The organism is Bartonella sp. AP3QHHD, assembly GCF_042195765.1.
Taxonomy (GTDB): Bacteria; Pseudomonadota; Alphaproteobacteria; order Rhizobiales; family Rhizobiaceae; genus Bartonella.
In genome coordinates this window covers 151,777-164,002 of sequence record NZ_JBHIPC010000111.1, presented here as the reverse complement: position 1 = coordinate 164,002, position 12,226 = coordinate 151,777, and the positions used below count along the sequence as shown (strand labels likewise).

Sequence of the window (12,226 nt, the reverse complement as noted above, 5' to 3'; positions counted from 1 at the left end):
ATACTCATGATATAAAGATCTCATGCACATGAGCTTCATATTGTACAAAAATCTTTTTTGTCAATTCAATTATTCTATAAAATTGCCAAAACACAAAAAAATCAAATAAATACCCATTTTTTGTCATAATATACAATAAGAAAAACGAAATTATTACATGCTAAAATATATTTTTATCCTATAACATATCATACATAATATATAATACATCACAAATATAAAAAAATATATGATAAAATTTATTTATTTTTTTTGAGAACGTAAAAATAAAATTACTAATTATAAAAATATAATATATAAATTATTATATTTTTTTTGAATACTTATAGTTTAGTAAGTTTATGTTTAATAAGTTTTAAATTCATTTTTATTGTTTATATTTATAAAATTTAATAATAAAAAACATGATGTATTATAAATATGACATAATAGTATTATTTATAATATAAAATTATTCATTAAAAGGAGATAGGACATTTTTATTTTTTATACAGTAATAATAATATTTTAGATATATTTATTCCTCTCTGTAAAATTATGCGATTATACTGTTTCAAAAAAAATCAATTCTTTTTCTAATAGTTTAATTGTTTTACCAGTCACTTTCATTATAAAAGTGGTGTTATATCCCTAGAAAACAATAGCTGTGATATGTAATGAACAGAAAGGTATTAGTTTTAAAAATTATCATGGTGCTATTTTTGCAAGTGAATAGAACTTATAGACTTTTACACTTGCATCAATCACTGTGATTCTAACATATAAACGAAGCTATTAACATATTTTAATATAGGATTGTGTATGACTCGCACTTTTGCAATTCCTCCCAAAGCATCTAGAATCACTCATAAGGAAATATATCATGGTATTTTTCGTGATGATCCCTATCATTGGCTACGTGCGTCTAACTGGCAAGATGTTTTTAAAGATCCTAACTGTCTTGATCCCAATATTCGACATTATCTTGAAAAAGAAAATGCTTATCAATCAGCTCAAATGGCTGATACAAAACCATTACGAGATTTGCTTTTTACCGAAATGAAAAACAGGATCCAAGAGAATGATAGTTCTGTTCCTATAAAACATGGTCCTTTTGCTTACGGATTCTCTTATGTTACCGGAGGCCAACAACCACATTATTTTCAGACACCAAGGAATGGCGGAGAAAAAAACGTGTACCTTAATGGTGATGTCTTGGCAGAAGGCAAAGAATATTTCAAATTTGGTTCAGTTCAAGAATCTCCTGACCATACACATGTGGTATGGACCTATGATGACAAAGGATCAGAATTCTATACAGCTAAAATTCGTAATTTTGAGACATTGTCTGACTGTACGGACACAATTACTGATACATCTGGTCAAATTGTATGGGATGCTAGGTCTGAAGGTTTTTTTTATACTAAGATGGATAAAAACCACCGACCTTCAGAGCTCTATTATCACCAATTAAACACAGATCAATCACAAGATAAGCTTATTTTTCGTGAAGACAATCCAGGTTTTTTCTTAGATGTAAGCGGTTCTAAGCTTAATGATGTTATTTATATTAATATTCATGATCATGAAACATCCGAGATCTGGTTAATTCCTGCTGAGGCGCCTTTTACTGTTCCCCAATGTGTACGGAAACGACAAAAAGGTATTGAATATTCACTTACAGAGGGTGGTGATGTCTTTTATATTCTGACCAATTTAGATAATGCAAAAGATTTCAAAATTATGGTAGCGCCATATACATCTCCACAATCAGAAAATTGGTCTGAGTTTGTCCCACATCAGCTTGGGTGCCTAATATTATCCCATGATGCTTATCAAGATTTTCTTGTCTGGATCGAACGTTTTGAGGGGCTTCCACGTATAAAAGTGATGGAACGTACCACTAAACAAGTGAATTCCATTGCTTTTACTGAAGAGGCTTATTCTTTAAGTTTGCAAGGAGTTGCAGAATATAACAGTCCAACTATTCGTTTTTCCTATTCATCTATGACAACACCTGATCAAGTGTTTGATTATGAGATGAAAAATTGTAAACGAATGCTTTTAAAAACGCAAATAATTCCCTCTGGGCATAATAAAGATGCATATGTAACACGACGGATTACAGCAATAGCAGACGATGGTGAGAAGATTCCTATTTCACTTTTTTACCACAAAAACACTCTCCTTGATGGTGGTGCGCCTTGTCTGCTTTACGGTTATGGTGCTTATGGGATCTCTATTCCTGCCAGTTTCAATAGTAATGTACTTTCTCTAGTAAACAGAGGTTTTATTTACGCGATTGCTCATATTCGCGGAGGAAAAGAAAAGGGAGTAGAGTGGTATGAGAAAGGAAAGCATCTCTTTAAGCACAATACATTTACAGATTTTATTGCTTGTGGGCGTTACCTTGTAAACAATAAATTCACTTCTCACGACCGGCTGATTGCTCATGGTGGTTCAGCAGGGGGGATGTTGATGGGAGCCATTGCCAATATAGCTCCCCAGGATTTTGCTGGGATCGTAGCGAATGTGCCTTTTGTTGATGTCTTAGCGACAATGTTAGATGCTTCATTGCCACTCACACCTCCAGAATGGGCCGAATGGGGGAATCCTCTTGAATCAGAAGAAGATTATAAGCTTATTGCTTCCTATTCCCCTTACGATAATGTCAAAGCTCAAAACTATCCCCCTATACTTGTGATGGCAGGATTAACAGATCCTCGTGTAACTTACTGGGAGCCTGCAAAATGGGTGGCAAAATTACGAGACCTAAAAACAGACGATAATGCAGTTTTATTACGTATTAATATGGATTCAGGGCACGCTGGTGCAGCTGGACGTTTTTCAAAGCTAGAAGAAGTTGCCTATATCTATGCATATATTCTAAAGATAGCAGGAAAAGACTTTTGCTAATCCATAATACTTCTGTATGAAAGTCTCCGATAATTTATTGGATTATAGAGACTTTCATACACTAAAAAGTTATCTAGATAGTTTAAAATTCACATTCTTCATAAAGTTCCAAAACATAGTCCCAATTAATTAAATGGTCTACAAAGGATTCGAGGTACTTCGGTCGAGCATTGCGATAATCAATGTAATAGGAATGTTCCCACACATCGACACCCAAAATAGGGCGAGCATTGTGCACTAAGGGATTTTCACCATTAGGCGTTTTCATAATTTCAAGCTTGCCATCTTTAACAGCAACCCACGTCCATCCAGAACCAAATTGGGCACTAGCAGCAGCAATAAAATCAGCGCGGAATTTGTCGTAACCACCTAGATCAGCGTCAATAGCTTTTGCTAACTTTTCAGGAAGTCTTTGGCCACCACCATTTTTTTTCATCCAAAGCCAAAAGTGGTTATGATTGTAATACTGCGCTGCATTATTAAACAAACCAATATTTTTTCCAAAACTTTTTTTAACAATATCTTCAAGGCTTTCATTTTCTAAGCCTAACTCTTTCACAAAATTATTGGTGTTGGTAAGATAAGCAAGGTGATGCTTATCATGATGATATTCAAGCGTTTCGCGTGACATATAAGGCGAAAGGGCATCGTAATCATAAGGCAACGGGGGCAATTCAAAAGCCATTTAAAAATCTCCTCGATTCTAATTGTTAAGCTTATTTCATAAGTCTAATTTGCCATTTACCGCATTTAAAAGCAAATGTTGAATACCTAGTTTGTATGAAATAGTTTTAATGTTTCTCTTTTTGTAAAAGAAGCTTTTAGGAAATGTATATTCATCAATCAAAAAGGGTATTGGTCTACATAAAGATTGCTTCTGAAGATTTTTTTACATCTATGAGTGGGTAATAAATATCATTATCTTTTGAATAAAAAGTAAATGGAAATAGTTATTATTCCTTGTTTTTGTATCTCTATTTTTTCAAATACCATATAAAATGTTTTTAATTTTTGCAAAACTCTTCCAGTTTATTGGTGTATCATAATGTTTTCAACAGAATATTAAGTGTTATTTTTTAGGAAATATTTTTCAATGTGCTTGATTTTATTTTATGGTGCTACCCATGAATAATATAATGTAAAAATTAGTGGACATTACCATCTTTATGCTTAATGCAAGAATAAGCAAACGCAAAGCCAGTTGTGTCATTGTTGTTGTTTTGCAGAGTGACTGATAAAAGGCAGGAACATCTTTCCAGTCCATTGCTGGTAAATTTTGTGCTTTATGGCGTTGTTTCCCTAAGAGAGCCCGTGCTTTTATCGTTGCTTGTAAATCAACATCCAGCCCCAAAGCAGCAGCATGTTTGAGACAAATATTAAGACGATTTATTGCTTTCTCTGCGGTTGCAGCTTTTGCATGCCAGATGGGAGCAAGAACATTGCGTATCTCTGTTTGTGTAATTTCTGAAATAGGAATACAGCCTAATTTGGGGAGAATATAAAGTTGTAAAGGTAGAAACCAATTCCCAGCCTTGCCATCTCCTTTTAATTCAGCTTTACGACTTTCAAAAGCATCTAAGGCAATGTCTTTTAGGTAATGGAGATTACTTATTGCCTCACGCTTTTGTTTCTCACGTTCTTTAATGGGATCACGCCCCTCATGCAAAACAGAACGCCATTGATTTGCTAATTCACGGGCTTTTTTTAAAGAAACATGTCTTAATGCACCCAAGCCCATTTCGCGGCGCCGACCATGAATGGTATAACGATAAAGCCATTGAGCACCACCATCTTTACGCTTATGAAGAAGCAAGCCGGCACCATCATTATATTTGCCAGCCCCAATGTTGCGACAGCCCTTGCATTAAGACGATTCATAAGAACCATTTTTACTCCTTTCTTGTACAATTTTTACCCACACACTAGCCCCGCTTTTGACGTGCAAGCAAGTGATATTAATTGATTCAATCTGAGAGGGTTTGTGATGAGAAAATCTTACTATATTCGGAGTTATGATTCAAGTTGAAAAAGGATGATTTATTATTATAAATCAATGTGTTGACAGAGCACAGCAGCACTATTATACACTTACCGATTGCCAATGTGGTGACAGCTTTTTTCTTAAATTGAGCAAGATGGGATTTTAATATATCAAGAAAAGTAAATCATATGCAAATTTATTAGATACATGAGTAAACTGCAAGATTTTCTTCTGTTCCTAGAAAATCAATACAAAGAGCAAAATAATTGATGGATAAATGGTTTTTTCTTATGTTAAAATCACAACTGTATATCAGTTTCTGCTACGAATTTGTATCGATGGCAATGCCATACAAAACTCAGAAATTTTATGATAAAAAAGTAAAGTCTTTGATTTTCAGATATTGCGTCCAATCACAGGAATCGCTATAAAGTGCAAGAGTTGCTATAAAGCGTGTTTTTTTTGGGGTATAGCCAAGCGGTAAGGCACCGGTTTTTGGTACCGGCATTCCCTGGTTCGAATCCAGGTACCCCAGCCAATTTTAGTGAAATTAGTTAATCAAAGTTCAGCTTGAGAGTGAATTAGCCCCCTTAACCATCTATTGCTATTCATGGAAAGTCTGGTAAGTTGAAAAACATCTATTTGTAGCGGGGCAGCTCTAAATAATGGTAAAGTTTTCTTTTAATATAGCTATCGCTTAAAGAACTCTTTTAAAAGCTTATTTTTTATAAGAGGGGAATAAATGATTTATGCGCACTTGCTTTAGAAAAACTATTTGGCTGGATTTTGCGCTCTATAGCAACACCAGCGTGCAATTTTTCGTATTCCACCATCTTCATTACGTCGTACAGCATAACAATAACGCTGATCAGGAAATATATTTCGTTGCATATCGCGTACAATATGAGCAGTATGGCCATAGGGTGCTACACAATCAATAAACCATACGTATTTTCCATTCTGCCAATTGACATCGGGTAAAAATTCTCCCTTTTTAAGCATAGATTGATGATTTTTCTCATCTAAAAAAGCCCAAGTGATAAAGGCACAAAATTCTCCACGTTCATTTTTATAGAGTTTATATTGCCCAGTCTGTAAGGCGGGTCCTATGTTGCGTTCGATATCCCAAATTCGCCAGCGGCGGTATAAGGGAGATGTAAGCATTAAAACCATCATAGCTCCTAACGCTGTAAGAGGGTCTATGAATGATGATGAAGGATTTTCATGCACACACATTAATCTTTATCTTTCCTTTAGAGATTGTTCTAAAATTTTGGTGATAGGTTCAAAGAAATAAGAAATGAGACGTCGTTTTGAGGTAATGACATCCGTTGTCACAGTCATGCCAGGGATAAATTTAAGATGTTTGTTATTCAAAGTGATATGATCTTGGTCAATTTTGATTAAAACAGCGTAGACACCATTAATTTCTTTATTATAGCGCGCTGTAGCGCCTACATTAACGACTGTACCGTGGATAACACCGAAACGTTCAGGTGGAAAGGCAGAAAACTTGATGTAAGCACGTTGACACTTTTCTAAAAAACCAATATCTCGATTATCAAAAAACGCTTCGACAATGAGTCCGCCGGCACCAGGGACAATGCGCATGAGAGTTTTACCAGCCTCTACAAAGCCGCCCAAAGTATGGATACTTAAATCATCGATACGTCCATCAACAGGTGCATAAAGTGATAAGTGGTCAAGATGGTATTGAGTGCTATCAAGCTTTGCTTTTAATCCTTGAAGATTCAGTTCTGTTTCACGCGAAAGTTGCCGATAGCGGGCGATTTCATCGGAAATGAGACTTTTCCGTTGTTGGCGGAGGGTGTTTATTTCGGCGGCATTTTCTTCCAAACGTCTTTGATTGGTTAAAATTTCATGCTCGACATTTTTAAAGTCATGTAAACGCTCTAAATAAACTGCTTGGCTAATGACTTTTGTTTCCATTAGGCTTTTTGCAGCCTTTAATTTCCCTTGGCTTAATTGACGATCATCTTCCAACCTATCTAATTGCGCATGTTGTGTTGCACCGCTGCGCTCGACGCGGTCCGCCTGTGCTTTTAGCGCTCTTAATTTATCTTGGAGAGATTGAAGGGTAGCGCTAATGAGTTTTTCCCCTTCTATTCTTGCAGTCGTGTTGCCAGAAGGAGGAACTGGCAGATAGGCAATCCCTTTGGTCACAAAATCTTTATCCAAAGGATCACTTTCATGTAAAGCTGTTAAAATAGCTGTTGCGATTTGTGCTTGAAGAGTTTGTTGCGCGATATCTGCTTGAACACGTGCGCACTCATTGAGGGCTTCACGAGGATCTAATTGAATAAGGAGATCGCCTTGATGAACAAATTGCCCTTCTTTTACAAGAATTTTCTCAATGCGTCCTGTATTTTGCGCTTGGACCAGCTGAACGTAAGCGGTGGGAATAACACTTCCTTGCCCCCGTGCAACAATCTCTGTTTTTGCGATAAAGCTGCCGATTACAATAAAGAGAAATAAGGTGACCAAAACAGCAACAACCATATGAAGCGTTGGTGACAAAGGGCGCAAATAGGGAGCTTTATCTGCCATTTTTTGCCTCCAAATCAGTAAAGTTTAAGACGGTTGCATGCCGAGGAAAGAGGTCACTTTTGTGGGTAATAACAAGAACAATACGATCTTGTGAAAGTTTATATAAATGCTCAACAATTTGTGCACTGACAGCGTCATCCAATGCGGAAGTAGGTTCATCCAAAATAAGCAGGCTTGGGTTTATCAGAAAGAAACAAGCCAAAGCCAAGCGTTGGCGCTGACCACCTGATAAAAAACCACCTTGCTCTCCTACTTGAGTATTGAGTCCTAAAGGCAACTGAGCAATCAAATCATGGCAAGCACTAACATATAGTGCAGAGTCGATTTCATCTTTAGTGGCATCTGGTTTAGCAAGAAGCATATTCTCAAGAATAGTTCCGGAAAAAAGGCAAGGATTTTGAGGAAAATACGCGATTGTTTTACGCACGCTACGGACATCAAAATTCTGTAAAGGTTGGGCGTTAATCAATATCTTTCCGCTTGTTGGGGGGTAGAGTCCACAAAGGAGCTTCGCCAAGGTTGTTTTTCCGCACCCTGAAGGACCAAGTAACATAATCGGTTGCCCAGGTTGTAAACAGACATCAAGATGATTGATAATGGACTTATCTCCATAAGAAAAACAGAGATCGTTGGTTTCAAGATGAGGAGGAGCGCTGAGTTGAAGAGGCGGCTTTTCTTCTTCCCATTCTGAAGGGGAGTTAAGAATATCGCCCAAACGAAGACGAGAGATTTTCAAATGCTGCCATTCTTCCCATAGGGATGCAAGGCTTAAGATAGGACCAGAAACATTTCCAGCGAGGAGATGAAAGGCAATAAGTTGCCCTAGCGTAATCTGGTTTTGAAGAACTGCCTGAGCACCAAAAAAGATAATAAAAATAGTGAAAAGATCACCAAAAATATGGCTCATGGCTCCATTGAGAAGATGCAATTTACTGGTTGTAAGGCTTTGATCTAAACTACGAGCTAAAGTTTCTTGCATGCGTATCGTATGAGCAGATTCTTTTACATGTGCTTTAATGGCTTCAAGATTGGTAAAACTTTCAATAAGGCGCGATTTATGGACAGCTTGCAGAGTGAAAGAACGGCGTAATTGGCGGCGCAAGAAGGGACCGACCAACGCTAAAGAACCCATTTGTAAAGGTAAAATGATAAGGACAATGAAGGTCAGTTTCGGACTAATGGAAAAGAGTGCCGCAAGATAAATGATTGCGAACAGAACATTTAGCACAGTTGTGGCGATGGTTCCTGTTAGAAAACCGCGAATTGTATCAACCTCTCCGATTCGCGTGAATAGTTCTCCCACTTGCCAAGTGCGTAAGACAGGCAAGGAAAGACTTAACAGATGGCTGTAAATGCGCCGCCCAAATTCTAATGTAAGCCGATTGGCTAAATAAGCGCCTAGGTAACCTGATAGAGTGCTAAGAGCCGTGCTAAACAGCATAATAGCAACCATCAAGACAACGATAGCATAGAGACTTTCAATACGTTGAAAAGGGAGAATACGGTCGATAATCGCTTGAAAAATAAAAGGACTCACCAAGCCAAGTAAGCGCAAAACAACAGCAACGCAACTGAGTTCGATGACATAATAAATATATTTCTTTGTTGTTCTTGTAAACCAAGAGAATGATACAGGTTTTTCTTGTGAATGACTCATTTGAATTTATGATTTTGTTTAAGAGAAAGAGCGATGGATGTCGCATATTTAAACAGTATTGTAAATAGTATTATATTTATACAAAATATACATTTTGTATGTATGCAATACAAACAAAATGTATATTTTATTTATACAGTATTTTTATTGTTATTTATACAAATTATATTTGATATTTGCTAAAATGAATAATAATGAATTTTCCATTGTATCTTTGTGATACAGTTATTTTTAACAATAATTAAAGAGGTTTTATATGTTTCGTTCATTTGGTTCTAGTTTTTCTAATGGTTGGTCTCATGTTTCTAATACGTGGTCAAATATTTCATCAATGAATTTTTCAAGCAGTGGATCACGACCTGGGTGTACTGTTGGAGATTATCTCTCTGCAGGATTTTCAATGGGACATAGGGGACATGATATGGGAGTGGTAATTGGTGGAGTTATGGGGGGGGGTAACTGGAGGACCAATAGGCGCTGTGGAAGGTTTATGGTTAGGAGGAAGAGTTGGCTCTGGAGTAGGATTTGCCACAGGTATAGGAAATACAGCCTATGGATGTTATCGCTAATATAAAAATCAGCAGATATTTCTAAAATGAACAAGCTTGTAGGCATAATTATGTGTCTACAAACTTGACAGGAAGGTTTAGGTGCATAATTTTACAAAATTATATATTTAATTTGGATTTTTTTTATGAATGAGATTATTAGTATTATTGTAGAATTATTATTTTCTATAGGTGCTTTATTTATATTTTTCTATACATTGTTTTCATATTATAAATCTAAAGGTTATAGTAAAAAGGAAGTTTGGAAAAAAATTTTGTTAAGAATATTTTTGTTCGTTATATTATTTTCTATAATATTTTTTATTTATATACGTTATTTCTATGAACAATGATTATTCATTATTAATTTATAATTATAGATTAATTTGGAAATTTTATTTTTATATTATTTTACTTTATTAACTTTTGTATGATATAATATATATTAATGTTTATTGTTTTTATATATATTTAATTTGGATTTTTTTATGAGTGATATTATTCGTATTATTGCAGAATTATTATCTTCTACATGTGCTTTCTTTATATTTTTCTATACAATGTTTTTACGGTATAAATTTAAAGGTTATAGTAACAAAGAAATTGTGAAAAAAATGTTGTTAAGCACATTTTTGTTCATTATATTTGTTATATTACTTTCTATAACAGTTTTTATTTGTATACGTTATTTATATGAAAAATGATTATTTATTATCTTTATATAATAATGTTTTTGATATTTTATTTTCAATATTTATTTTTATATTTTCATTTTCATTAATTTATAGATACAGTGGTGACAGTTGGAAAAATAGTATAAAGGAAGCAATTAAGACATTTAGTGGGTTCTTTTTGTTATTTTTGGCGTTTTGTTTTATTTATGTTGCGTTTAAATATATTAGATATTAGTATTTATATTTAAGTTATTTTTGATAAAAAATTATTTTCATTTAAATAAGTTTCTATTATTTGTAATAATATATATTTTTTTTATTATTATGAAATTTCTTTATAAAATTGAAATAATCATTTATTGTAAAATACAGATGAATTTATGTGTATTTTATTGTTTATTTTTTTCTGTAACTATATTACATATGCATCATATTTTATGATAAATGTATTTCATCTTTCTTGATGAAGATATATTTTTCTATTTTCATTGGAAAAATAAGCCTGTAAGAAATGCTTAATTTCCTTATTAGAGAAGTCTTCTTTCCTACTTTTATGATGAGATTTCTGAGCATAAAAAATATATGTAAAATCAATTATAGTATTTAAGTTTAGAATTTGAATTCAAATTCAAATATTTTATCTATATGTCACGCGCTAAAAAGAGTCTATAAGTTGCTTTTGGGTGTTTAAAGAACTTGTCAGTAATGCTTATGGCCGTCGAGAGACGATAAATGTTTTGTGCGTTTCTGCACGTCTCAAAATTTATTTTTGAAATAAGCTAATTTAGTAAATGTAACTTACTATACTTCTAACCTCTACTCATTATCTTCAGAAAGAGGAAGTGAGGCGATTTCTGTATCAAGTGCATCCATAAAATCGATAATAAAAGCAGCATTTGTCCCCAAATCTCTTGGCAAATAACGAGAAGCAGAACGCATATCAACAAAAGTTGTATCCCCTTCATCAGTTAAACGAATAACAATATCTAAAATAAAGCCAAGATAAAAAGTTTTTGCTCTCGTTTCGATATAAATTTCATTTTCTTCGCCTTTGAATTCTCGTTGTGCTACAACAGGCCAATCATACGCAGCTAAAACATTAAGAACGGATTCGCGAATACGGTCAGGTGAGCCATCATAACGGCGCCCCGATATTTCTGGCCATTGTGACATCTGTATTGCTGCTTGTTCAGTCAAAACACTTTTGAGCGGTAAAGCATCGCTGGGACGTATTGTGCGAAAAAAAGCCGGCGGGCTTTGTGTATCGGTAGAAATATCGTAAAGAGCCGGTAAGGTAAACCAAAGTCCAAAAAAGAGCATCAATGGTGTCGCAGTTATGAGTGAATAAACGATCCCTTTTAAAGCTTTCATTCCCCCTAGAGCACCATATAACCATAAACTATGAAGTGCTTTAATAGCCAGAAAAAGAGAAATAATTACACAGCCAGTAGAGATACCTATCAAAATTATGAAGTCGCTTATGTTAATGACGGAAAAACGTTGTAAAATGACTGAAAATAATAAAATAAAGAACGACAATCCACCAAATCGAGGGGACCATACTGCTGCTCTTGAAACGAACCGAACATATCTCTTCTTCATGAAGTTTTTCCCCTCAATTGTAAACTATAAGCCAAGTTTTTTCAGAGTGCTATCTTACAAAAAGCTTATGCTCATAAAACAAAAATAAAGCACTTATTTTTGAGGTCAAGGATGCGTAATGTCTTATAAGTTTCCAGCGATTGTTTTGGCACTTCATTGAAGGTAAACAGTATTTCTTCTATAGTTTATCATGTTATTGATGCGAATTTTATGGGAATGTTTGTAAATAAAAAGAAATAAACTCAAATAACAAGTTTTACAATTGTTAGCAGCATATTTTTTAGAGCTTTACTCTTGATTT

Annotated in this window: 7 protein-coding genes, 1 tRNA gene and 1 pseudogene; 3 read left to right on the top strand and 6 right to left on the bottom strand. The window is 34.5% G+C overall.

What is annotated here, in order from left to right; translation table 11 throughout:
• Positions 1-801: 801 nt before the first annotated feature.
• The gene (locus ACFIL7_RS09790) at positions 802-2,895 is read left to right on the top strand and encodes a S9 family peptidase (protein ID WP_375634276.1); all 2,094 of its coding nucleotides are present in this window, start codon (positions 802-804) and stop codon (positions 2,893-2,895) included.
• A gap of 82 nt (positions 2,896-2,977) precedes the next feature.
• On the opposite strand, the gene ACFIL7_RS09785 is transcribed toward ACFIL7_RS09790, so the two are convergent.
• Positions 2,978-3,580, bottom strand: a complete 603-nt coding sequence (locus ACFIL7_RS09785; RefSeq protein WP_375634275.1) for a superoxide dismutase — start codon at positions 3,578-3,580, stop codon at positions 2,978-2,980.
• A 492-nt stretch (positions 3,581-4,072) separates the two neighbouring features.
• Positions 4,073-4,782: pseudogene (locus ACFIL7_RS09780) on the bottom strand (tyrosine-type recombinase/integrase); the annotation flags it as partial.
• Positions 4,783-5,339: 557 nt separating this feature from the next.
• On the opposite strand from ACFIL7_RS09780, the gene ACFIL7_RS09775 reads away from it, so the two are divergent.
• Positions 5,340-5,414 (top strand) — tRNA-Gln (locus tag ACFIL7_RS09775).
• Positions 5,415-5,647: 233 nt separating this feature from the next.
• On the opposite strand, the gene ACFIL7_RS09770 is transcribed toward ACFIL7_RS09775, so the two are convergent.
• From ACFIL7_RS09770 to ACFIL7_RS09760, 3 genes are read right to left on the bottom strand one after another with little or no spacing between them, the layout of a single operon-like run.
• Positions 5,648-6,112, bottom strand: a complete 465-nt coding sequence (locus ACFIL7_RS09770; RefSeq protein WP_375634273.1) for a toxin-activating lysine-acyltransferase — start codon at positions 6,110-6,112, stop codon at positions 5,648-5,650.
• Positions 6,113-6,118: 6 nt separating this feature from the next.
• Positions 6,119-7,444, bottom strand: a complete 1,326-nt coding sequence (locus tag ACFIL7_RS09765) for an HlyD family type I secretion periplasmic adaptor subunit (RefSeq protein ID WP_375683545.1) — start codon at positions 7,442-7,444, stop codon at positions 6,119-6,121.
• Entirely contained in the window at positions 7,434-9,101 is a 1,668-nt protein-coding gene (locus ACFIL7_RS09760) for a peptidase domain-containing ABC transporter (RefSeq protein ID WP_375683544.1), read from the bottom strand. Before ACFIL7_RS09760 ends, ACFIL7_RS09765 begins: the two co-directional genes overlap by 11 nt.
• A gap of 434 nt (positions 9,102-9,535) precedes the next feature.
• Here ACFIL7_RS09760 and ACFIL7_RS09755 point away from each other — a divergent pair, with 434 nt between their 5' ends.
• Positions 9,536-9,670: a hypothetical protein gene (locus ACFIL7_RS09755; RefSeq protein WP_375683543.1), complete on the top strand. Its 135-nt coding sequence runs from the start codon at positions 9,536-9,538 to the stop codon at positions 9,668-9,670.
• 1,469 nt (positions 9,671-11,139) lie between these two features.
• Here ACFIL7_RS09755 and ACFIL7_RS09750 read toward each other — a convergent pair.
• Complete coding sequence (locus ACFIL7_RS09750) at positions 11,140-11,925, bottom strand: DUF1499 domain-containing protein (RefSeq protein ID WP_375636209.1); 786 nt, start codon at positions 11,923-11,925, stop codon at positions 11,140-11,142.
• Between the last annotated feature and the right edge of the window lie 301 nt (positions 11,926-12,226).